This window comes from Gloeothece verrucosa PCC 7822, from assembly GCF_000147335.1.
Classification (GTDB): Bacteria; Cyanobacteriota; Cyanobacteriia; order Cyanobacteriales; family Microcystaceae; genus Gloeothece; species Gloeothece verrucosa.
Genome location: NC_014501.1, coordinates 5,976,046 through 5,999,766 on the forward strand (window position 1 = coordinate 5,976,046; position 23,721 = coordinate 5,999,766).

The 23,721-nt window shown below is 40.8% G+C and carries 22 protein-coding genes; 7 read left to right on the forward strand and 15 right to left on the reverse strand.

The features are described 5' to 3' along the window. Window positions 1–376: 376 nt before the first annotated feature. Window positions 377–4,726 (forward strand): WD40 domain-containing protein, encoded by a 4,350-nt coding sequence (locus CYAN7822_RS26835; RefSeq protein WP_013325407.1) that lies wholly within the window; start codon window positions 377–379, stop codon window positions 4,724–4,726. A 140-nt stretch (window positions 4,727–4,866) separates the two neighbouring features. Here CYAN7822_RS26835 and CYAN7822_RS26840 read toward each other — a convergent pair whose 3' ends face one another. The 4 genes from CYAN7822_RS26840 to CYAN7822_RS26855 all read right to left on the reverse strand — a co-directional run bounded on the left by CYAN7822_RS26840 (window position 4,867) and on the right by CYAN7822_RS26855 (window position 9,020). After that, on the reverse strand, window positions 4,867–5,967 hold the full coding sequence (locus tag CYAN7822_RS26840) for a Vgb family protein (protein WP_013325408.1): 1,101 nt from the start codon (window positions 5,965–5,967) through the stop codon (window positions 4,867–4,869). Between the two features lie 212 nt (window positions 5,968–6,179). Continuing rightward, window positions 6,180–6,788, reverse strand: coding sequence for a PEP-CTERM sorting domain-containing protein (locus tag CYAN7822_RS26845; RefSeq protein ID WP_013325409.1), 609 nt, complete (start codon window positions 6,786–6,788; stop codon window positions 6,180–6,182). A 222-nt stretch (window positions 6,789–7,010) separates the two neighbouring features. Next, entirely contained in the window at window positions 7,011–7,643 is a 633-nt protein-coding gene (locus tag CYAN7822_RS26850; RefSeq protein WP_013325410.1) for a hypothetical protein, read from the reverse strand. Between the two features lie 270 nt (window positions 7,644–7,913). Then, a complete protein-coding gene (locus tag CYAN7822_RS26855) occupies window positions 7,914–9,020 on the reverse strand; it encodes an alkene reductase (protein ID WP_013325411.1) in 1,107 nt (368 codons plus the stop codon). 652 nt (window positions 9,021–9,672) lie between these two features. Between CYAN7822_RS26855 and CYAN7822_RS26860 the strand changes: the two genes are divergently transcribed. After that, a complete protein-coding gene (locus CYAN7822_RS26860) occupies window positions 9,673–9,927 on the forward strand; it encodes a DUF3146 family protein (RefSeq protein WP_013325412.1) in 255 nt (84 codons plus the stop codon). A 48-nt stretch (window positions 9,928–9,975) separates the two neighbouring features. Here the strand turns inward: CYAN7822_RS26860 and CYAN7822_RS26865 are convergent, their stop codons facing one another. From CYAN7822_RS26865 to CYAN7822_RS26900, 8 genes are all read right to left on the reverse strand, one after another. Beyond that, window positions 9,976–10,920 carry a F0F1 ATP synthase subunit gamma gene (locus CYAN7822_RS26865; protein ID WP_013325413.1) on the reverse strand — a complete coding sequence of 315 codons (945 nt, stop codon included), beginning with the start codon at window positions 10,918–10,920 and terminating at the stop codon, window positions 9,976–9,978. A 189-nt stretch (window positions 10,921–11,109) separates the two neighbouring features. Further along, window positions 11,110–12,621: a F0F1 ATP synthase subunit alpha gene (gene atpA / locus CYAN7822_RS26870; protein WP_013325414.1), complete on the reverse strand. Its 1,512-nt coding sequence runs from the start codon at window positions 12,619–12,621 to the stop codon at window positions 11,110–11,112. An 87-nt stretch (window positions 12,622–12,708) separates the two neighbouring features. Further along, window positions 12,709–13,266 carry an ATP synthase F1 subunit delta gene (gene atpH, locus CYAN7822_RS26875; protein ID WP_013325415.1) on the reverse strand — a complete coding sequence of 186 codons (558 nt, stop codon included), beginning with the start codon at window positions 13,264–13,266 and terminating at the stop codon, window positions 12,709–12,711. Then, the gene (locus CYAN7822_RS26880; RefSeq protein WP_216701636.1) at window positions 13,266–13,808 is read right to left on the reverse strand and encodes a F0F1 ATP synthase subunit B; all 543 of its coding nucleotides are present in this window, start codon (window positions 13,806–13,808) and stop codon (window positions 13,266–13,268) included. The genes atpH and CYAN7822_RS26880 overlap by 1 nt, the downstream gene beginning before the upstream one ends. Before the next feature lie 27 nt (window positions 13,809–13,835). Beyond that, complete coding sequence (locus tag CYAN7822_RS26885) at window positions 13,836–14,267, reverse strand: F0F1 ATP synthase subunit B' (RefSeq protein ID WP_013325417.1); 432 nt, start codon at window positions 14,265–14,267, stop codon at window positions 13,836–13,838. A gap of 121 nt (window positions 14,268–14,388) precedes the next feature. Beyond that, window positions 14,389–14,634 (reverse strand): ATP synthase F0 subunit C, encoded by a 246-nt coding sequence (gene atpE / locus CYAN7822_RS26890; protein WP_013325418.1) that lies wholly within the window; start codon window positions 14,632–14,634, stop codon window positions 14,389–14,391. A 239-nt stretch (window positions 14,635–14,873) separates the two neighbouring features. Further along, window positions 14,874–15,632, reverse strand: coding sequence for a F0F1 ATP synthase subunit A (gene atpB / locus CYAN7822_RS26895; protein ID WP_013325419.1), 759 nt, complete (start codon window positions 15,630–15,632; stop codon window positions 14,874–14,876). A 57-nt stretch (window positions 15,633–15,689) separates the two neighbouring features. Beyond that, window positions 15,690–16,139: an ATP synthase subunit I gene (locus CYAN7822_RS26900; protein WP_425365330.1), complete on the reverse strand. Its 450-nt coding sequence runs from the start codon at window positions 16,137–16,139 to the stop codon at window positions 15,690–15,692. 447 nt (window positions 16,140–16,586) lie between these two features. On the opposite strand from CYAN7822_RS26900, the gene CYAN7822_RS26905 reads away from it, so the two are divergent. The 5 genes from CYAN7822_RS26905 to CYAN7822_RS26925 all read left to right on the forward strand — a co-directional run bounded on the left by CYAN7822_RS26905 (window position 16,587) and on the right by CYAN7822_RS26925 (window position 21,733). After that, the gene (locus tag CYAN7822_RS26905) at window positions 16,587–17,102 is read left to right on the forward strand and encodes a tetratricopeptide repeat protein (protein ID WP_013325421.1); all 516 of its coding nucleotides are present in this window, start codon (window positions 16,587–16,589) and stop codon (window positions 17,100–17,102) included. A 125-nt stretch (window positions 17,103–17,227) separates the two neighbouring features. After that, complete coding sequence (locus CYAN7822_RS26910; protein ID WP_013325422.1) at window positions 17,228–17,947, forward strand: Uma2 family endonuclease; 720 nt, start codon at window positions 17,228–17,230, stop codon at window positions 17,945–17,947. Window positions 17,948–18,013: 66 nt separating this feature from the next. Next, window positions 18,014–19,369, forward strand: coding sequence for a 5-histidylcysteine sulfoxide synthase (gene ovoA, locus CYAN7822_RS26915; protein WP_013325423.1), 1,356 nt, complete (start codon window positions 18,014–18,016; stop codon window positions 19,367–19,369). A 79-nt stretch (window positions 19,370–19,448) separates the two neighbouring features. After that, on the forward strand, window positions 19,449–20,198 hold the full coding sequence (locus CYAN7822_RS26920; RefSeq protein WP_013325424.1) for an ATP-binding cassette domain-containing protein: 750 nt from the start codon (window positions 19,449–19,451) through the stop codon (window positions 20,196–20,198). A 65-nt stretch (window positions 20,199–20,263) separates the two neighbouring features. Next, entirely contained in the window at window positions 20,264–21,733 is a 1,470-nt protein-coding gene (locus CYAN7822_RS26925) for a glycine betaine ABC transporter substrate-binding protein (RefSeq protein ID WP_216701637.1), read from the forward strand. Between the two features lie 181 nt (window positions 21,734–21,914). On the opposite strand, the gene CYAN7822_RS26930 is transcribed toward CYAN7822_RS26925, so the two are convergent. The 3 genes from CYAN7822_RS26930 to CYAN7822_RS26935 all read right to left on the reverse strand — a co-directional run bounded on the left by CYAN7822_RS26930 (window position 21,915) and on the right by CYAN7822_RS26935 (window position 23,696). Then, a complete protein-coding gene (locus tag CYAN7822_RS26930; RefSeq protein WP_013325426.1) occupies window positions 21,915–22,244 on the reverse strand; it encodes a XisI protein in 330 nt (109 codons plus the stop codon). 142 nt (window positions 22,245–22,386) lie between these two features. Continuing rightward, the gene (locus CYAN7822_RS36090) at window positions 22,387–22,494 is read right to left on the reverse strand and encodes an element excision factor XisH family protein (protein WP_013325427.1); all 108 of its coding nucleotides are present in this window, start codon (window positions 22,492–22,494) and stop codon (window positions 22,387–22,389) included. Between the two features lie 2 nt (window positions 22,495–22,496). Continuing rightward, window positions 22,497–23,696 (reverse strand): class I SAM-dependent methyltransferase, encoded by a 1,200-nt coding sequence (locus CYAN7822_RS26935; RefSeq protein WP_013325428.1) that lies wholly within the window; start codon window positions 23,694–23,696, stop codon window positions 22,497–22,499. Between the last annotated feature and the right edge of the window lie 25 nt (window positions 23,697–23,721).

The window sequence follows — 23,721 nt, forward strand, 5'->3', positions numbered from 1 at the left end:
TTTATGGTTCTCCTATAGTTTTCCTAACATTACCTGTGAGGGTCACAGATTTTTTTAAGCTGATTCAGAATGATTTTATATTCTTTGGTGACCTCTGGGCTAGTGGAATATTACCTCTCTCCCTAACCCCCTCTCCTACAAGGCGAGAGGGAATGATTAAATGGCGATCGCTTTTGTCGGGTGGGTACTGCCCACCAAACCCGTCGAATTAAATGCAAGCGTATTAATTTAATAACAAGCCAAGAAAAGTAGTAATTTATTGTATTTTGTCAGCCTTCTAAAGATTTATCTTAATAAAATGTAAAATTTCACCAATTAATAGATGAGCCTGGTTATGCTTGAGTTAAATAAATAGTCACGGCTAATTATTTAATATATGTTTATCATTGATGATATCATCGCTGAACTTGTATCTCAAGCGGTTAATCAAGCCCAAGATCAAGCGATCCGAAATGAGACGGTATTAAAATTATTAAATAAATTTGGTTTGAAACCTGACCAACCTCCTAATGATGTAGAAGGGGTGTATAAATTTACTTTAATTGAGTATGGAATTGGCAAACCGAAAGCCGTTTTAGATTTATTTCGACAAGCAGAAATTAAAGCCGCATTTTCTAAAGCTTTTTCTGAAAATGATATTTCTCTGTTACTCAAAGAAGTAGATTCCTGTATTGATGCTTATGCCTGGGGTGATGAAATTAGAAGGCAAAATATTAATTATAAAGAAGAAGTTGCTAAATTTAGTGCTTTATTTATTGAGATAGTTAAAAGAAGTCGCACAGCAACGGAAAATTTACAAGATAACAAGCTTGATGAATTACAAAAAAGTTTGACTCAGATTCGAGAACAGTTAGAAACTTTTAATAGCTTACCTGAAATTTATAATAAAATAGCTCAATTAAGCGGTGTTACTCCAGCTTTATTACCTTCTACTAATCCGATAAAAGACAATCCATTAACCCAACAGATGAGAACCTGGTTTAAGACTTTGGGTTATCAATTTGAAAGTTATGAAGTGTGGAAAGATGATTATTTTGAATGGATTATTAGTATTCCTGGTTTGTTTAAAACTAACCGCATTTTAGTCCGAGGTGTGACGGGGGAAGCAAGTATTAATGATGTAAATTCAGTGAAGGAGTTAGTTGATGAACATAAAACTGACCAAGGTTTAATTGTAGCTAACCGTCGGGTTGCTACTCTAGCACGGCAAGAAGCTAAAGATCCGATTTATTGTTATACTTTTGATGAATTAATAGACAAGCAAGTAGATTTTAGTAATTATATTAATTGGTTAGAAAAGGAAATTGAACGTAAAGGGGTTAATACGAGTTATGTTCCTCTAGCTTGTCGTAAAGATGAAATAGATGAAAAAACAGGGCGCTCTCTTGGTAAAAGTATTTATGATGAGAAAGAGGGATGGATAGAGGGTTATATTGATAAATGGTTAGATGATCCAGCTAAGGAACATATTTCTATTTTAGGAGAGTTTGGAACGGGGAAAACTTGGTTTGTACTGCATTATGCTTGGGAAAGTTTAAAAAAGTATAAAGAAGCGAAAGAAAAAGGAGTTAAACGGCCTCGCTTACCTTTGGTAATTCCTTTACGAGATTATGCCAAGGCGGTATCTGTAGAGTCTTTGTTTTCAGACTTCTTTTTCAGAAAACATGAACTTAAACTCCCAGGATATTCTGCTTTTGAACAACTCAACCGCATGGGGAAATTATTACTTTTGTTTGATGGGTTTGATGAGATGGCGGCAAGAATAGATCGTCAACAGATGATTAATAATTTTTGGGAGTTAGCAAAGGTAGTTGTACCCGGTTCTAAAGCGATTTTAACCTGTCGAACAGAACATTTTCCCGAAGCACAAGAAGGACGATCTTTATTAAATGCTGAATTAAAAGCATCTACGGCTAATTTAACCGGTGAGCCGCCACAGTTTGAGGTGTTGGAATTAGAAAAATTAACAGATGAGCAAATTAAAAAGATTATCTCGAAAAAAGCTAATCCCGGAACTTTAGAGAAAGTCATAAATAATCCTCAATTGCTGGATCTTGCTCGTCGTCCGATTATGATTGATCTTATTGTAGAGGCATTACCAGAAATAGAAGCCGGTAAGCCGCTTGATATGTCTCGGATTTATTTTTATGCCGTGTGTCACAAGATAGAACGAGATATTAAAAATGAGCGTACTTTTACCACAATGGCGGATAAGTTATATTTCCTGTGTGAGATAGCTTGGGAAATGCTTTCTACTGATCAAATGAGTCTTAACTATCGTCTATTTCCCGATCATCTGCGGCACTGTTTTAAGCAAGAAGTAGAAGAAGATAAAAATTTAGATTATTGGCAATTTGACATGATGGGTCAAAGTATGCTCATCCGCAATTCTGAAGGGGATTATATGCCGGCTCATCGGTCTTTGTTAGAGTTTTTTGTGGCGTATAAGTTTGCGGTAGAGTTGGGGTTGTTGCATTCAGATTTTGTTAAGAGAGAGGAAGATTTAAAACATTTTGCCTCTTTGAATGGTCAGGGAGAGAAGGCATTATCTATTATTAATTTAGGCGCAACGTTTGGGAAACAGCCTTTATCTAAGGCGGTGATGGATTTATTATTACCGATGCTACAGCCAGGGAAAGTTACCCAACAACGCTTATTAGACGTGATTAGAGAAACGAAAGGAAAGACAGAAGATGAAGTCAATTATTTGGGAGGGAATGCGGCAACCTTAGCCTTAAAACTTAACCCTCTAGCGTTACAAAGAGAGGATTTAAGCCAGACTATTATTAAAAGGGGTGATTTTGTTAATGCTTTTCTCTATAGAGTCGATTTTTCTGGGGCAAATTTGAGTGAGTCGAGTTTTAACGAAATTTTGGGGGCAGTTTATTCTGTAGCATTTAGTGCCGATGGTAAACTGTTGGCCACGGGTGACAGTCATGGGGTTATTCGCATTTGGAATACAGCAAGCAGAAAAGAATTGTTAACCCTCACCGGGCATCAAAGTTGGGTTTATTCAGTGGCCTTTGCTCCCGATAGTCAAACCCTAGCTAGTGGGAGTGAGGATAATACCGTGAAATTGTGGAATTACCAGAGCGGTGAATGCCTTCATACCCTCACCGGGCATCAAAAAGGGGTTAGATCAGTGGCCTTTGCCCCCGATAGTCAAACCCTCGCCAGTGGGAGTGATGATCATACCGTGAAATTGTGGAATTACAAGAGCGGTGAATGCCTTCGTACCCTCACCGGGCATCAGAGTTGGGTTTATTCAGTGGCTTTTGCCCCTGATAGTCAAACCCTAGGCAGTGGGAGTGATGATCATACCGTGAAATTGTGGAATTACCAGAGCGGTGAATGCCTTCATACCCTCACCGGGCATCAGAGTCCGGTTTATTCAGTGGCCTTTGCCCCTGATGGGGAAACCCTAGCCAGTGGGAGTTGGGATAATACCGTGAAATTGTGGAATTACAAGAGCGGTGAATACCTTCATACCCTCACCGGGCATCAGAGTCCGGTTAGATCAGTGGCCTTTGCCCCCGATAGTCAAACCCTCGCCAGTGGGAGTGATGATCATACAGTGAAATTGTGGCATTACCAGAGCGGTGAATGCCTTCATACCCTCACCGGGCATCAGAGTCCGGTTTATTCAGTGGCCTTTGCCTCAAATAGTCAAACTCTCGCCAGTGGGAGTGATGATCATACAGTGAAATTGTGGCATTACAAAAGCGGTGAATGCCTTTATACCCTCACCGGGCATCAGAGAGGGGTTAGATCAGTGGCCTTTGCCCCCGATAGTCAAACCCTCGCCAGTGTGAGTGATGATCATACCGTGAAATTGTGGCATTACAAAAGCGGTGAATGCCTTTATACCCTCACCGGGCATCAGAGTCAGGTTAGATCAGTGGCCTTTGCCCCTGATAGTCAAACCCTCGCCAGTGGGAGTGATGATCATACCGTGAAATTGTGGAATTACAAGAGCGGTGAATGCCTTCATACCCTCACCGGGCATCAGAGCCGGGTTTATTCAGTGGCCTTTGCTCCCGATAGTCAAACCCTCGCCAGTGGGAGTGATGATCATACCGTGAAATTGTGGAATTACAAGAGCGGTGAATGTCTTCATACCCTCACCGGGCATCAGAGATGGGTTTATTCAGTGGCCTTTGCCCCCGATAGTCAAACCCTCGCCAGTGGGAGTTGGGATAATACCGTGAAATTGTGGAATTACAAGAGCAGTGAATGCCTTCATACCCTCACCGGGCATGACAGAGGAATTAGAGCAGTGGCGTTTGCCCCCGATAATCAAACCCTAGCCAGTGGAAGTTGGGATAATACCGTGAAATTGTGGAATTACAAGAGCAGTGAATGCCTTCATACCCTCACCGGGCATCGGAGTGGGGTTAATTCAGTAGCGTTTGCCCCCGATAGTCAAACCCTAGCCAGTGGGAGTGAGGATAAAACCGTGAAATTGTGGAATTACAAGAGCGGAGAATGCCTTCATACCCTCACCGGGCATCGGAGTCGGGTTAATTCTGTCGCTTTTTCTCCTGATGGTCGTCTTTTAGCCTCTGCTAGTGTAGATGCAACAATTAAAATCTGGGATGTCAAAACCGGTCAATGTCTCAAAACCCTCGATAACCGCCCCTACGCAGGTATGAACATCACAGGGCTTAAGGGGTTAACCGACGCAGAACGAGCAACCCTCAAGGCATTAGGGGCAGTTGACAGTTAAGATCAAATATAGCCCGCGTAGGCGTTGCTCTGGCCCAATAGCCGCACTCGATGCAAGTGTAGGAAACTAATTGATCCCCCCAACCCCCCTTAATAAGGGGGGCTTAGATATATTGGTTGGAAGAATAAAGCTAATTAATATTACAAAATTTTGCGCCCTTTGCGGCTTTGCGCGAAAACCCCACCCATTCCCAACAAAAACAAAGCGCCCGTAACACTCGGTTCAGGGACAGCAGTTAATTGATTAGAAGTATACAAAACCCCAATAGGGCGGCGTAACTTACTCGTTGTCGGCACAAAAAGAGCGCTCTCATTCCCAAACGAAGGCAGAGGATCACCCGTTACTCCATCAAAACGTAAGATTGCACCATAATTATTCTGGGTAAAATCAAAACCCACCGTATAAAGCAAGCCGCCCTGATCAAACGTCAAACCCCCAATAAAATTATTACTAGGACTCGTTTGAGTGTAATTCGTGGAAAGAGTAGCTTCCAACGCCCCCGTTACCAAATCATAACGCCTAATATCATTAGCAAAATCGCTCACAAACAGGTCATTATCAGGTCCAATTGCCAACCCAAGCAAACTGACAAAGCCAAAACCATCCGGAGAAGCTGTCGGTTGATCAATAAATACAGTAGGAGTCGTATCACCCGGCGCAAAACGTAACACCTGACTAGGCAAACCTGGAAAAGTACCCCCAACACTGCCTTGGGTAGTCACATAGAGGCTACCATCGGCCCCAAACAGCAAACCGTTAGGGCCATTTAATCCCCCTGACAAGCCATTTCCTGAAGCAAACACATCGATAAACGCCCCTGTCGTTCCGTCATAGCGCAAAATTTGGTCAGTGAGGAAGCTACTAACATAAAGATTCCCATCTGGCCCGAAAGCAGAGCCATAAGGACGAATCAGCCCGCCACCAGAGGCAAAAATCCCTTTAAACTGACCCGTCAAGCCATCATAACGAAGAATTGCAGAGTTAGCGGCTGTATCGCCACTGCTAACATAAAGATCTCCATTAGGCCCGTAGAGTAAATTATCCGGAGCGAACAAACCCCCCTCACCAGGAGCAATAAAATTGCCTAAAAAGGCTCCTGTTTGTTCATTAAAAATAACCACATTGTTTCCTTGAGTATTGCCAACCAGTAGAGTAGCACTAGCTTGGGAAATGCCCAGACAAAAAGAACCCAGTGTACTGAGTAAGAGGGACGTGGGAAGGAAAAAAGATTTATAAAGCATCAAATTTCTCTAAATTTCTGAAATATACACTTTACTACATATTTTCGGATAGTCTCGCTGTAGTGAGGTGAGTGATTGCCCACCCCACTAAAATCATGACTAGAATAAAATTAGATAACTGTAAGTCAAGTTAGTCTGAACTAGAAAAGCTTTTATTTTCGAGTAAAAGACTGGCTTTTTCTTGTGCCCTGAAGTCAGAGAAAAGCCAAGAATTATGCAGTTTCATGTTCTTTTTTAGTCGATTTAGCCAATTTTTTCTTAAAAGATGCTCCGAAACCAAGGGCTGTACCCACACCTAACAAAGTAAAAGGTTCTGGAACAGGGCTTACACTGATAGAACCGGAATTTTGATCTAATAGTATTGATGTTGACACTTGATCGACATCTTTGTATAGTCTCAAAGACTCACCAATTTTTCCTTGAAAGAAGTATTCTCCGATAACACCCGTACCTCCGGCTATATCGAAATCACCAAACAAGGTTTTAGTGGCAGTATCAAAATTAAATTTAAAAAATGACGATTCGGATACGCCGCCCGCAACTGTGTTATAAGTTCCTAGAAAAGTGTCAGAAGGATCATAGAAAGAGACACTCAAAGATTGTAGATAATCAGTCGCTCCAGAACCGCTTTCAGTAATGATTGTTGGTGCTGTAGTTTCGTCATAGCTAAAAGTTCCTGCTGCTGAATAGCCTGCATCACCTTCCCAATTAAACTTGAATGTAATAGCTTGAGCGGGATTAGCCGCATTAATTAAAGCCGCTACCGATAGAACAGTTGTTGCCATTACAGTAGTGGCGATATTGGTTGAAAGAGTTTTCATTATTTTTCTTAAATTGAACTTAAGACTGAAATGTCTATCTCTTTATAAAAGTTATTCAACCATTTGTCAATTAAAAAATTTTATCTTAATTTTAATCAAAATATAATCCAACTATTGGGCAAAAAATCAACATTTTCTCTTTAATAACCTATAAATAGGCAAATTTTGCCTTAAAATTGCGATAAATGGTAGATTCGCTTTAGGAGCGAAATTCAGCTAATATTATCCCAACTTTTTTAAAAGAGATACTAATACATTTTTCTTGATCACATAAACATTTTGAATCTGAGTATCACCCATTTCTAAACGCGCCTTAGTCGCACAAATAATAGGAGTAACAGAACGAACCCCTCTATTATTTTTCAAATATTCCGCTTGTTGTTTAACTAGATCCAACATATCTTGACCATAGACACTCTGTCCGTAAACCGCAAGCAACCGAGAACCATCATAAAAAATACTCTCGGCATCCTCTTGAACATTAATCACAAAACACCGGCCTTGTGGAGAGCGTAAAAAAACCTCAGCATTTCCCAAATAACTGACCGGAATATTGTATTCAATTTTCCAGCCGCTATAGGCTAAATGGTCTAATAATAACGCCATTTCGCTGTCAGCCTTAGCTCCTTCAGTTGCTATTTGAGCAAACCTTTTTAGCTTTTCTGCCCGCCTAATAATCAAAATAGCGCTGACCCAACAACTCACACAAATAAAAATAGATAAATCAGTAATTCTCAAAAATAAATAATGTATAATAGGAATAATAGCTAAAAAAACAGCCGCCCAAAAGTAAACCCAAGCCTTATTCTGACGATTTTGTCCCATGTAACGAAGTGGTAAATCTGCTTTAACCATTTTATCGTTTTCTACTGGTTAATTTCCGTTTTTTTATTATAAATAAAATTGAGGATAAAAAAGCAATAAATGGGTAATGCACAAAAAAATTTAAAATTGCTTCACAAATTCATAGTGGTTGCTAAAGAGAATTTTATCTTAATTTATTCCTAATAAAAAATCGACTATTTGGGCGTTAATACCAGTACATTTACTGAATAAAAAAAAGAAGCCCAGTCTAAAACTTTAGACTATTTTGGCTTCCCGAATCGCTAAATTTATTTAAGTCAACTAAGATTCTTGATAAAACGGATAATCTGTATAGCCTTTTGCATCAAAAGAATACCAATCTTTAATGTCGGCTGGTGGATTTAGAGGCCAATGATGAGCAAGCCGCTCAACCAAATCAGGATTACTAATAAAAGGCCGTCCAAAGGCAATTAAATCGGCGAAACCATTACTAATAGTTTCATCTGCACTTTCTGGAGTATAACCACAATTTCCCATTAAAGGGTCTGAAAATACATCTCTAAATTCTTTTAAAGTCATAGGCTCTCCCAATTGATGAAAGCCAAAGCCTAGTCCATCAACGATATGTAAATAAGATAATTGATAAGCATTTAATTGTTGAGCAACATAGAGAAAAGTTTCTCGATAATCGGGGGAACCCATATCATTATAAACTCCGTTAGGAGAAAGCCTGACTGCCAGTCTAGAAGGCGGAAATACTGTTAAAATAGCTTCAACAATTTCTTTAAGAAAACGATAGCGATTTTCTACGCTCCCTCCATATTGATCTGTCCGTTGATTAGTTTTAGACTGAAGAAAAGTATCTATTAAATAACCATTTGCCCCATGAATTTCTACCCCATCAAATCCCGCTATTTTAGCGTTGCGGGCGGCTTGACAATAATTTTCTACGATTTGAGGTATTTCTTCAGTTTCTAAGGCACGTGGCGTTTCATAGGGTTGTTTTCCTTTAGGGGTATGAATATAATCCCCATTAATTTTGATTGCACTGGGTGCCACAGGTAGTTGATTATTTTCGTGAAAACTGCTGTGAGAAGCACGTCCACAATGCCAAAGTTGCAGAAAAATAGGTGTTCCTTGACGATGAACTGCCTCTACCACTTGTTTCCAAGCTTCAGTCTGTTCATCAGTATAAATACCTGGGGTATTTAACCATCCGTTGGCCTGTGGTGAAATGACAGTAGCTTCTGTAATAATCAACCCTGCACCGGACCTTTGAGCATAATATTCGGCCATTAAAGCGTTAGGAATACGTTCAACTCCGGCTCGTGAGCGTGTCATTGGTGCCATTGCCACGCGATTTTTTAGTGACAAATCTCTTAATTGAAAAGGGCTAAGGAGCGATGATAAAGCGGTTTGAGCTTGCATTTACTGCTTACCTAATTTTGATGAGGCTTATAATATAATAAAAACTCAATATCAGCAACTATCTTAGGGGCAATCGACTTATATTTTATCAGTTTGAGTAGGAAAATTTTTAAGATTAAATCAAATAAAATGTCAAAAAATTTCGCCAAAAACCCTTAAGGTACTTCAAAAGCTTGATTAAAACGGGTAAATACACGGATGATTTTTGAGAAAAAGTCGAGGATTATATAAATAAGATAAAAATTTCCTCTTGCCTTTAACTTAAGTTAATCAGAGAGAAGCAATAATCAGATTTTTCCCCTGATTAACTTAAAAATTTTTACTAATAAATAATCTTAAAAATTTTTCCAAGGAAAGTAACTTAGTTATCCCTTTTTTCCTTAATCATCAGATTTCTCCCCTTTAATTTTCTCTTAATCTCCCTGAATTGGCGCTCTTGTTGGCAAAGATGAGATGCAGGTTCAGGGAAATTTGCTATTGAAAATATGAGTTCTAATGATTAAGGCTGGGGGACAACGCTCGTGTTCGGCACTCTAGCAGGAGACTTTCGCCAAGCGTGTCTTGTTCGGCAAGTTTTTTAGCCGCCGTATGAACTGATCAGCTATCTTAATCTTTTAAGATTATTAAGAGTAATGATTATGAGTTGAGTTCAATGCGTCTGCCAGAAACGATCGCTTATGTGAGAATTACCCATCAATCTTGGCAACAGGGTAAAATTGAAGGAGAAGTGAGAGCGGCTTCCTATCAATGGCGGTTTCAGTGGCATTTTCAAGGCGGTAAGCTATCGGTTCAACCTTCTTTGGGACGAGCATTAATTTTTGAACCCCTAGGACGTTTTCTAGAACGACATGATTATCAGTTAGAAGCCGGAGGAGATTATCAGTTTACTCTACGTGCCAAACTCTAAAACAAAAAAGCCCGCATCGACGGGCTAAGAGAATTATGCAAATAGATTTTAAAGAGCGTTAGCACCAGCAACCACTTCCAAAATTTCTTGAGTAATGGCGGCTTGACGAGCTTTGTTATAAGAGAGAGTCAGAGTGGTAATTAATTGACCTGCGTTATCACTGGCGCTACTCATCGCTGTCATTCGTGCGGCGAGTTCACTAGCGGCTGATTCTTGTAACGCTCTGAGTAATTGGTTATTGAGATACAGAGGCAGTAAAGAATCTAGGATTTGGACCGGGTCTTGTTCAAAAATCATATCTTGGGGAAAACTGCTGACTGTGGCGGTGACTTTTTCCCGTTCTACCTGAAACTTTCCGCCTTTGGTCACTAAGCGAAAAATTTCATCATCCTGAGCATCTAATCCCTTGGTGGTTAAAGGTAAGAGGGTTTGCACCACCGGTTTAGAACTAATCAGAGACACAAATCGGGTGTAAATCAACTCAACACGATCAACAATTTCTGACAAAAACAAAGATAACAGTTCATCAGAAATAGTCGAAGCTTCCGTTGCACTGGGAATCTGACTCAATTCAGTATACTTAGTCTGAATAGGAGCATTGCGGCGTTCAAAATACTGAACCGCTTTGCGTCCAATTAAAACCAGTTTGTAATCTATACCTTGGCTTTTAAGTTCTTTAATGCGCTGTTCTGCCCGCTTAATGACGTTAGTATTATAACCGCCGCACAAACCGCGATCACCAGTTACTACTAATAGGGCTACGGTTTTGACCTGCCGTTGAGTTAATAGAGGCAGACTTACTTCTCCAAATTGTAGCCGGTTTTGTAAATTATAAAGAACCTGAGCTAAAGCATCAGCGAAGGGACGGGTAGCGATCACTTGTTCTTGGGCACGACGCACTTTAGCCGCCGCTACAAGACGCATAGCTTCTGTAATTTTTTTCGTATTTTTAACCGACTGGATACGGTCCCGAATAAATTTGAGATTAGGCATAATCTTGCTGGTTAATTTTTAGGGGTAAGCTGATAGTTCTAAGTCATTAGTTTTTCTTTTTTAGTCATTAGTCAATAGTCCTTAGTCCTGGTTGTTAGTTATCAGTATCCCAGTGAAAAATAGCCAAAGATTCTTGATTAATAACCCATGACTAATGACTCATGACTAATGACTAATAACTAATGACTCCTATGCTGAAAAAGCCTGTTTGAATTCAAAAATGGCATCTTTAAGAAGGCTTTCTGCTTCGTCTGAAAGTTTCTTCTCGGTGGCGACAATCTCAACATACTTGGGCTTACTGGTTTTGAGGTAGTCGCGTAGTCCTTGAGTAAAGCTAGTGACTTTAGCGGGAGCAATTTCATCGAGATAGCCATTCAATCCAGCATAGACGATCGCTACCTGTTCCCATACGGCTAAGGGAGAGTTTTGGGGTTGTTTGAGAACTTCCCGTAACCGTTGACCTCTAGCGAGTTGAGCTTGGGTAGCCGCATCCAAGTCAGAAGCAAATTGAGAGAACGCTTCTAATTCAGCGAACTGAGCTAATTCCAGTTTCAGCTTACCGGCTACTTGTTTCATTGCTTTGGTTTGGGCGGCTGATCCTACGCGGGATACAGAAATACCAGCGTTGATGGCGGGACGGAAACCAGCGTTAAACAAGTCAGAAGATAAGAAGATCTGACCGTCGGTAATCGAAATTACGTTGGTGGGAATATAAGCGGAAACGTCACCGGCTTGGGTTTCAATAATGGGGAGTGCGGTCATGCTGCCGCCACCTAATTGGTCGTTGAGTTTAGCCGCGCGTTCTAATAGACGAGAGTGGAGGTAAAAAACGTCTCCGGGGTAGGCTTCGCGTCCGGGTGGGCGGCGCATGAGGAGGGATAACTGACGATAAGCTTGAGCTTGTTTAGATAAGTCATCGTAGATCACGAGAGTCGCTTTTCCTTTATACATAAAGTATTCAGCGATGGTGGCTCCGGTATAAGGCGCGAGATACTGAAGGGTGGCGGGGTCGTTAGCGTTAGCATCTACCACAACGGTGTAATCCATTGCGCCCTTTTCGGTGAGGGTGTCAACCACTTGGGCTACGGTAGAGGCTTTTTGACCGATGGCGACATAAACACAAATTACGTCTTCGCTCTTTTGGTTAATGATGGTGTCGATGGCAATAGCGGTTTTACCGGTTTTGCGGTCACCGATGATTAACTCCCGTTGTCCTCTACCGACGGGGATCATCGCATCAATCGCGGTGATACCGGTTTGCATTGGTTCACAAACGGATTTCCGGGCAACAATTCCAGGGGCAGGAGATTCTAACAGACGGGTTTCGCTGGTGTTGATGGGCCCTTTTCCATCGACAGGACGGCCTAAAGCGTCAACGATTCTACCGACAAGGGCTTCCCCTACGGGAACCTGAGCAATTTTACCGGTGGCTTTTACGGTGCTACCTTCTTGAATTCCGTAGCCGGCTCCCATTAATACGGCCCCAACGTTATCTTCTTCTAAGTTGAGGGCGATGCCGATGGTTCCATCTTCAAACTCTAAAAGTTCTTGAGCCATCGCTTGTTGTAAACCGTAGATGCGGGCGGTTCCGTCTCCCACTTGAAGCACAGTCCCTACATTAGAGACTTGTACTTGTTGGTCGTAGGATTCAATCTGTTGGCGAATAATGCTGCTAATTTCGTCGGGTCTAATGCTAACCATAGTTGTTGTCAGTTAGAACGTTGTGGGTTACTTTGTGGTTTGTTAGAGTTTAATCTATTGGAGAGTGGCAGTTTAAGCTAGTCTTGACTAGCCGTCTACTCCTAAGCTTAGACTGATGCGGCGCAGTTGCCCCCTTATACTAGCATCAAAGATTTGAGAGCCGACTTTGATAATCACGCCGCCGATCAAGTCAGGATTAACTGAAGTTTTCAGTTCTACTGATTGCGCTCCGGTGAGACTTTTTACTTTTTCGATCACGGCTTGACGTTGATCGTCGTTTAACTCGGTGGCTGAGATCGCTTCTGCCAATACGGTATTTGTCAATTGCCGTAATAGAGCCAGATATTGTTCACCAACGGCTTTTAAGAAGACGATGCGACGTTTGTCTACCAGCAGCTTGACGAAGTTTTGTAGATAGGGATGAGTCCCTTCTCCCAAAATTCGCGCTAAAATTTCTTTTTTGCTGCTTTCTCCGAAAACCGGATTAGACAAAAATTCCTGTAGTTCCGGAGAATTATCTAATAATTCTAGTAAACTACGGATTTCTTCTCCGAACCGCTCAGTTAAGTTATTGGACTGAGAAACTGACATGAGGGCTTGGGCGTAAGGCTCGGCTATTTCTGTTCCCAATGACGATCCTTTCATTAACTCCCTCCTAAGCTGGCAATGGTTTTGTTGATTAGCTGTTGTTGAGCAGAGTCATCTAAGGTGCTTTTGAGTTGAGCTTCTACTCGCTCTAAGGCTAAAGTGGCGATTCGCTGTCTCAGTTGAGCGATCACTTTTTCTTGCTCGGTGGTGAGATCTGAGGCGGCCGTTTCTTTTAGCCGCTCGATATCTTTTTCTGCCTGAGCCGCAATAGCTTGTTTAGCCGCTTCGGCTCTTTCGGCTGCGGATGCGACAATTCTCGCCGCTTCGGCTTTCGCCTGAGCCAGTTTTTCTTGTTCAGTGGCTAGAGCTTTGGCCGCCGTTGCCGCACGGGTTTCTGCTTCTTGGATCTCTTGAGCGATTTTTTCGCGTCGCTCACTGAGAAGTTTTCCTAAACTATTGCCGCCAAAATACACCAGTACCCCGACTAAAATGGCGAGGTTTAGTAAGTTTGTGTTTAAAATGTCAAAATTTAGACCAAAACCGCTTTCGGCGGCTTCATGAGCTTCTGTAGCTAAGATAAAAAGACTACCCATCATAATTCATCTACGATTGACCGCTCTTAGGCTTTACTTTACTAGCTCGGGACCGAGAATTTTTTCTAAGATCTGGCGAGAGAGGGCTTCGACTTGTTGTTCTAGGGCCGTCATCGCTTCTTGTTTTTGCTGTTCTATTTCTTTAGCTGCCGCTTCTTTTTGAGCGATCGCTTCTCTTTGGGCTTGTGCTATTTTCCCATCAGCAATGGCCTTGGCTTGTGCTTGAGCGGCGGCTATGATTTCTTGAGACTGTTTACGGGCATCTGCTAACTGGATTTCATACTCAGATGCCAGGGTTTGCGCTTTGGCTAACCGTTCTTTTGCCTCTTTTTCATTAGAGCGAATGTAATCTGCTCGCTCGTCTAACGCTTTGCCTATTGGCTTATAAAATACGGCATTTAGCACTACAGCTAAAACGATAAATTGCAATGCCATCAACGGCAAAGTGGCATCAAAATCAAACATTTTTTACCCATCCCATTGTTGTAATCTTTCACAAAAAAAGTAAAAAGCGTCACCTTCATTTTTCTTTTTACTTTCTAGAGTAGAGACGATACATTTTTCGTCTCTACTAATGGTAATGGTTTTAAGCAAATGGGTTAGCGAATAATAATACTAAGGAAATAACTAGACCGTAGATGGTTAGAGATTCCATGAACGCTAAAGTTAACAGTAAGGTTCCACGAATTTTTCCTTCTGCTTCGGGTTGACGGGCGATCCCTGATACAGCTTGTCCAGAAGCATTACCTTGACCAATACCAGGTCCAATAGCAGCTAAACCAACGGCTAAGGCAGCAGCGATTACAGAAGCAGCAGCTATAATAGGGTTCATGATGTTTTACCTCTTTTGTGTACAGAACTAATGTCAATTTGATGGTTAGGAGCTACAAGTACCCAAGCCTTTTTTGTGGCTGACCTTTGTTTAAATCACTCCTAAAGAGTTGGTCATCTGAGTTTTTCAAGAATTCTGAAGGTTGAATTCTCTTTCTGATTTATCTGTTATTTTCTCATATCAGTGAGATCTTTTTAACAGATATCCTAAAATGTTTTTTCCCCCTTCAGTTTTTTCGGTTACTCATGATGTTCTTCTTCGTGTTCAGATTCGATTGCCTCATGGATATAAGCACCGGCTAAGGTAGCAAATACCAAGGCCTGAATTGCACTGGTAAATAAACCGAGAGCCATCAGGGGCAATGGAACAAATAAGGGCACTAAAAAGACTAACACAGCAACCACCAATTCATCCGCCAAAATGTTGCCAAAAAGACGGAAACTTAGGGATAGCGGCTTGGTGAAATCTTCTAAGATTTTAATCGGTAGCAATACGGGGATGGGCTGCACGTAGTTAGCAAAATATCCCAGTCCTTTCTTGCTAAATCCGGCGTAGAAATAGGCCAAAGATGTTAGTAAGGCTAAGGCCACTGTGGTGTTGATGTCATTGGTTGGGGCGGCTAATTCACTTTCTGGAATTTCAATCAGTTTCCAGGGAATCAAAGCTCCTGACCAATTAGACACAAAGATAAATAAAAATAACGTGCCGATAAAGGGCAACCAAGGACGATATTCTTTTTCTCCCAGTTGGTTTTTGGCTAAATCGCGCAAAAACTCGAGAACGTATTCCATCAAGTTTTGGATGCCACTGGGAATTCGCTTGATACTACTCGAGGCGGCTACAGAAGCAATTAGTAACAGCCCGATGACAAACCAAGAGGTAAGAAAAACTTGACCGTGAATTTTTAAATTCCCGATGTGCCAGTACCAATGTTTACCAACTTCTAAGGAAGCGAGAGTGAAAGAGTTTAGAACGCTTAAATCATTTAACATTTCCATGCACGACTATGTGTTACCCAGTTCTCAGTACAAATTAAGACTTTCCTTATCCAATCATCACTCTACCTTAGATGGGGCAGCAAATAAGCTTTGGATCATGTAGAAGATGATTGCGGCTTTATAAGTCAGGAATCCAAGAAAAACGGGTATAATGTGTAATTGTTGCCACTGAGTGGTCACAATGATTAACCCGGCAAACACTACTAACCCTTGTTTGCCTACACGTTGTTTCTGTGTTCCTAACCGCTCAACATCTCTGGCCAATAGTTTTAAATAAACTACACCGACACCGGCTCCGAGTAAATAATTTAGCGCTGTGTTGAGGGAGTAAAAGAACCAGACTGGAATGAAGATAATCCCAGTTAATGCCAGAGTTCCTACCAACAGGGCTTGTTGCAGTTGATAATACTCTTGCATCGAGTTGACTGATCCAGTAGTTGGAGAATCAGTGTCGGATTCGGCGCATGGCGATGAGTTGGTTTCGAGAGGTTGATTAGGCGAGGACACGCTTAATAATTATCGCTACAGGCTAATCAGGTTTTCTGGCTAGTTCATCTTTTAACCTTTCAAGTATTTCTCAAGGCATAGAACTTAGCCACAAGACATCATATCATGTACTTGTGGCATGATTTAAATTTTTGTAAAGGGATTTTGTTATTGATGAGGGCACTCAGCACAAACTGCCTTAAGCGTCTATTTTACTTTACGAAAGAGGGGATGTGTTGTTGAGCTATGAAGATAGCCTTCCTCAAGCCACTGAGGCAGAGCAATTGTCCATTTTTAGCCGCTCCTGTGCAGCCCACTAGACAAAAGATACTGTGTCAGGAGTCGCTGAGGTTCCTTTCGTGGGTGTTCTTTTGTATTTATCTACTTTTTAGGAGAAGAAGTTAGGCTTATATTTGTGTTAAATTTAAATAAAATTATCAAATAATAATATAAAAATTAAATTCAATTATGAATCTAAATTGGGTTAGTCTAATAACCGGTTTCGGGATCATTTTTATACCGGTTGCATCTGGGACAACTGCCTCGCTTTTTTCTTCTCATTTGCCGTCGGGAAGCGGTTCTTCAACTCAGTTAATTTCTCAAGCCGCCTCAACAGAAGATCGTTTAGAAGATAGATTAGTGGAAGGCATGGATAAAGGAATGTTAGGAGATTATCAAGGCGCTATTGAGGATTTTACTGAAGTCATTCGTCTTTATCCTAATTCAGCAGAAGCTTATTATAATCGAGGCATTGCTTATAGTAAATTAGGAAATTCAGGGGCGGCTATGGCTGATTATAATAAAGCCGTTGAGCTTAATCCGAATTTAGCTGAAGCTTATGTGGATCGCGCTCAGATTTACTCAGGGTTAGGCAAAACATCAGATGCCTTAAAAGATTTAAAACGCGCGGCTGATTTATTCAAGCAACAAGGAAATACTATTGCTTATAACCAGACTTTAAAGATGATTCAAAAATTGCAATAGGGTGGCAATTGCCCGAAAATAAATCGAGCTTAATATCTTCCTATATTTTGCAACAATTCTTGTCAATTCTAAATGGCTAATCAGGCTTAGAATATAAGTATAGATTTTGACTCACCGCTACAAGTATGCTACTTAATTACAAGGATCGAGTTAATTTACCCACTGCCAAAGATTTACCCGACTCTGACGAGACTCCTGTGGATAACGAATTACAAGATTTAATCCCTCATGTACTCAAAGGAATTCTTGCCTTAATTTGGTCTGATAGGATGGATTGGTTTTTTGGGGTAGATATGGGCATCTATTATGACCCAGATGAACCGGCTATTATCCCTGATGGATTTTTAAGTGTGGGCGTTCCCCGTATAATTGACTCAGATTTACGCTTATCTTATGTCTTATGGGAAGAACAAAAACTGCCAATTTTAGTTTTAGAAGTGGTTTCTCAAACCCGACGGGGAGAGTATTCTAAAAAGAAACAAGATTATGCCGAATTGGGGATTTTATATTATGTAATTTATAACCCATTACGTAAGATCAAAAAACGTTTAGAGGTTTATCAATTAACGAATGGGGAATATAAATTACTCGAAGGAGAACCCGTTTGGTTATCGGAAATTGGCTTAGGAATAGGTAGAGCGATAGGAAACTATCAAGGCGTTAACCGAGAATGGTTATATTGGTATGATGAGCAAGGTCAGCGCTATTTAACCCCAGAAGAAAGACTACAAACAGCCCAACAACAAGCTTTAGAAGCTCAACAACAAGCTTTAGAAGCCCAACAACGCGCCCAACGACTAGAAGAAAAACTCAGAAGCTTAGGCATTGATCCCAATGAGGAATAATATTGTTGTGTTGTGTCGAGAAGAAAAACCTAAACATAAGGTTAATAACCCGAGAAAAATTACACCATGAATATTCTAAAATCTGAAGCAAGCATCCCCCTTAATACTTGTAGCCGAGAAAGTCTGCTAAATTATTTTAAAAATGCTTGGGAATTGGAAGATATTCTCATGAAAAGCATCATTGACGAAGAAACATTTTATGTTAATCCCGATGCTTTAAGAAACCCCCTAATTTTTTATTTAGGGCATTCTGCCGTTTTTTACATTAACAAATTAATCCGGGTTAACTTATTAGAAAAGCGGCTTAACCCAGACTATGAAATTTTATTTGAAGTTGGGGTAGACCCTGAAACACCTGACGAACTCAAAGCAGCTATTATTAATATTAAGTGGCCTCAAGTGGCTGAGGTTTGGCAATATCGTCAAGCCGCTTATCAAACCCTTGTAGAGGTCATTAAAAACGCGCCGCTTAATCACCCTATCACCCCCGATCATCCCCTTTGGGCCTTGATGATGGGAATTGAACACCAGCGCATTCATTTTGAAACCTCTTCGATGTTAATTAGACAACTTCCTCTCTCAACAGTTAAACGTCCTCAAGGCTGGCAATATGCCCCTTCTGGGAGTAAAATTTCTGACAATGAAATGAGAGAAGTTTCTGGTGGAATTGTTGAACTCGGTAAACCCGAAGATTCTCCGATTTATGGTTGGGATAGTGAATATGGTTATCGTCAAGTTCAAGTCAAGTCTTTCTGGGCCAGTAAATATATGATAACCAATGGAGAATTTAGAGAATTTGTCAATGATGGAGGTTACGAAAATCAAGATTACTGGGATCAAGAATCTTGGCAATGGAAAAATTATTACCGAGTCAAACATCCTAAATTCTGGCTAATTGATGAGCAGGGTAACTACCAATATCGAGCCATGTTTGATGCGATAGATTTACCGTTAGATTGGCCAGTGGAAGTCAATCATTATGAAGCAATGGCTTACTGCCGCGCTCAAGGTGAGGGAATTCGTTTAATGAGTGAAGCTGAGTGGAATCTCGCGGCTTACGGAACTCATCAACAAGGTGATTATAATTGGGAAAAAGATGATTTAGGTAACTACAATCTCAGTTTAAAATTTGGTTCACCGAGTCCAGTGGGGATGTTAAACACAGCCGAAAATTCCTCGGGACTATACGATTTACGCGGCAATGTTTGGGAGTGGCTCAGAGATGATTTTAACCCTTTACCTGGATTTAAACCTCATTTTCTTTATGAAGATAATGCCGCACCCTTTTTTAATAGCCAACATAAAATGATGTTAGGAGGAGCTTGGGTGACTCATGGAACAGAAGCCTTAAAATATTACCGAAACTGGTTCCGCCCCTATTTTTATCAACACGCGGGATTTAGAATAGTTAAAGATATCTAATTTTAATGGGATATTTAACCCGGGGGATCTTTCCATCAATCAAGACCCTAGGAATTACTTGAATGGGCAGGAAACTCTTATGTTCCAAACAGAAGAAATAGCCGTTGAGTTTCGCTCTGTCAGCTTCTTAATTAATCGCCGTCCCTTATTATCTCATTTAAACCTGACGATTTACCAAGGGGAAGCCCTAGTCTTACTCGGACGCAGTGGAAGCGGCAAGACCACCACTTTAAAATTAATTAATCACCTCCTGATCCCTACAGAAGGCCAAGTTTTAGTCAATGGTCGCTCTACCACTGACTGGGATATGATTAAATTGCGGCGGCGTATTGGCTACGTCATCCAAGATAGCGGCTTGTTTCCCCACTTTAGCGTCACAGAAAATGTGGCACTGGTTCCCACGCTAGAGAAGTGGACAAAACAGCGAATTGAGGCCCGAGTTGAGGAAATGTTAAACTTAGTGGGTTTAGAGCCAGAAAAATTTGCTCAACGTTATCCCCATCAACTTTCGGGAGGCCAGCGTCAGCGTGTAGGTGTGGCTAGAGCTTTAGCGGCTGATCCGCCTATATTATTGATGGATGAACCTTTTGGCGCACTCGATCCCATCACTCGCCTAGAATTGCAACAACAGTTTTTACATTTGCAAAGGCAACTGGGAAAAACGGTGATTTTTGTCACCCATGACATTCAAGAAGCTTTCTTTTTAGGGACTCGCATAGGATTAATGTATGAAGGAAATTTAGTTGCTCTGGGTACGAGAGAAGAATTTCTTCAATCTCAACATCCAGAGGCACAAGCTTTTATCGCTTGTTTAAATGCTTTGAACTAAAGGAGATTGCCTTGTTTTTTAGCCGCTACACCCCAGAAATTCTCCTGCGTACTGGTGAACATTTAATGTTAGTTGCGATCGCTATGGGGATAGCCATTACCATTGGTATACCTTTGGGCATCCTTATTACTCGCCAACCGAAATTAGCCCAACCCATACTCGCTTTAGCAAATGCGATTCAAACCATTCCCAGTTTAGCGATTTTTGGCTTTTTAATTTCCTTACCCTTTATCGGAGGCATTGGCAAAATTCCGGCCATTGTCGCCTTAACGCTCTATGCTTTGCTGCCTTTAATTCGTAATACTTATATTGGCATAAAAAGCGTCGATCCTGCCATACGAGAAGCAGGAAAAGCGATGGGAATGACAGATTGGCAATTACTGTTTCAAGTAGAAATTCCCCTGGCTTTAGGGGTGATTTTAGCGGGAGTTAGGGTAGCGACGGTTATTTCTGTGGGAATTGCGACGATTGCGGCGGCTATTGGCGGTGGTGGATTAGGTGTATTTATTTTTCGGGGGTTATCTACGGTTAATAATTCATTAATTTTAGCAGGAGCAGTCCCCGCCGCTTTTATTGCTTTAGCGGCAGATTTAAGCCTCGGATGGTTAGAAAAATCCCTGACAAGGCAAACTGAAAAAAGGGTTAAAGGAAATCCAAAATTTGCTATTTATTTGGGCATATTAACATTTTTTCTGGTGGGATTTTTTGCCTTGGCTTTTCGACAAACACCACCGACCATTATTATTGGCTCAAAAAATTTTACTGAACAATTTATTTTAGGAGAGTTACTCGCTCAACAAATTGAATCTCATACGGGATTAAAGGTAGATAGACGTTTGAATTTAGGAGGAACTTTTATCTGTCATGAAGCGGTTAAAGCGGGTAAAATCGCTGGATATGTAGAATATACGGGAACGGCGTTTACAGCAGTTTTGAAACAAAAACCGATCAGTGATCCTTCCTCTGTGTATGAACAAGTTAAACAGCAGTATAACGATCAATTTAACTTAGAAGTGATGCCGCCTTTGGGTTTTAATAATACCTACGCCATGATTATCAGAGGCGAGGATGCTAAACGGTTGCAGATCAGAACCCTTAGCGAAGCGGCTAAATATACTCCCCAATGGACAGGCGGTTTTGGCTATGAATTTTTAGAGAGAGATGATGGTTATCCGGGTTTGGCTAAGACTTATGGTTTAAAATTGGCTAAAATTGAACAAATGGAATTAGGATTAATCTATCAAGCTTTGAAGGAAAAACAAGTCAATATAGTAGCAGGTAACTCTACAGATGGGTTAATTACTGTTCTTAAGCTTGTGATTTTAGAAGATGATAAACAATATTTTCCTCCCTATGAAGCTGTGCCAATCTTTAATCAAGCAATCCTCAATCAATATCCCGATTTACGAACAGCAATTAATCAATTAGCGGGTTTAATTTCAACCGAAGACATACAAAAAATGAATTATGAAGTGGACAATCAATCTCGCCCGGTTGAAGAGGTTGTGCGTCAGTTTCTTGAGTCTAAGCATTGATATTCAAACAGCAAGAAAATCAAATCGCTCAGATCCAGGCTTTTAAAATGAATCAAAAACCAGAATAGGAATTATATAAAGATCCAGTTTAAATTAAGGAATTATTTTTCCATTATCATTGGGCTTTCTTGTTCCAATAAGGGTAATTCTTTTTCGATTTAGTAAATCTAATTTTGTACTTTTAACTAACAGCAAAATCAGTAAATGGACGTTTATAGGGAGCCTGAAAGCCTAAAACAATCTTGTCTTTAGGAACGCCGGCAGCCAACAATTCCTCAGCTATACCGATTTCAGTCCCATCTCTTTGAATCCAAATTTTGTCATCTTTTATATCAACATGAATAATTACGCCATATACTCTTTTTAAGTCTTGCCATCCAATATTTAAAACTTGATAATGATGACGTTGGGTATCAAATAACAGTTGAATTTCTGTCCCCTTGGCAAGATCATCAGCAGAATGATTAGTTAATATTTCTTGAATTAATTGGGAGTAATTTATTCCTTCCATAAAAAAATCTCCTGCTTAATTGGATCAAAAATGGCTCTTTCGACATCGAGGTAAAAAATGTTTATTACGATACAAAATTCTCTCTGGTGGGTTACGGCGCGGATCAAAACTTATTCGTTTCTTATAAAAATTATCCCCGCGCCTAACCCACCCTACAATAAGTAAGATGGAGTGGATCTTGAGTAATTACCCATCCATCTTTTTCGAGTGCCACTCTTACAGCATCATGAAAGACATCTTTCGCTGACATAATTAATGAGTAGGAGTCAGAATAACTAACTGTCGATGTTGGAGAGAGCGCACTCCATTTAACCCTACTTTTCTTATTTGTAAAATTTCCCCTACGGTTGACTTACCATCACAAGCTTGTAGAAACTGATATTCAGTTTCAGTAATACTAACTGGTCGATAATCATAATCCAAAAAACTGCTATTGGGCCAACCGTGCATACAAGGATGAACTTCAGGGATAGCGGCTAAAAGGGTTTCATCTTTTGACCAGTCTGCCTTATAGATAGGGGGTTTTCCTAAGAAAAATTCATAGTGAGTAATTTCAGGGTCAAGCAATTCTACAAGACGATATTTTTCTCGTTCACTTAAATTTTTTGCTCTTTCTATCAACTCGGGAGACTTACCAATTAACCGTTCTAATTGCCAATAATGAGGGTTAGAAAAACCTATAAATTCTAATCCTGATGCGTCGATTAACTCGAATAAAGTATCGACATTGTAATCAATTTCTTGAGGATGAACATACATATCGGCAAAAGATTCATCCCGATGATTTTCTAATGACCAACGTTCCTTTTCTCGCTTGACAAGCCGGTTATTTTCTGGTAATGAAGCAAATAATTGACGACCGACAAAGACCCCATCTTGATAGTCACCGCGTCTATTTCCTTGTAAAAGGGTGATAGCTTTTTGCATCAGTTGAATTTCCCACCGTCCTATTTCCGAATAGACGAAGATGTGCATTAACCCGCCGGGGGCTAATTTAGCGGCTAATGCTTGAATTCCTTGAGTGGGATCGGGTAAATGATGCAAAACTCCCACAGAATTGATTAAATCAAATTCCCCTGATAGTTGGGAAGCCTCTTCTAATTTAAGATGATGGAAGGAGACGGTTGAGCCATGTTTAGCCGAGACACCCGAACGACGACAGCGTTCTTGAGCAATTTCTAAGGCTTTTTCACTTAAATCTATACCGACAATTTCTGCTTGGGGGTTGAGGAGGATTAAATATTCTGTACCCACTCCTGTGCCGCATCCTGCGTCTAAAATGCGAATGTTTTCTCTAGGAGGCTTTTGCCCGCAACAAAAATTATAAGCCGCGATCCAATTCCAGCGCCAGTTATAACCCGGTGGCGGTTCATCTAAAAGGGGTTCGGGGGGGAAAGGATAGGTATTGTAGAGGGTTTGAACAGCAGTCCTAGTAGCGGCTTCGTCGGTCATGTTACGGTGGTGATGAGATGAGATA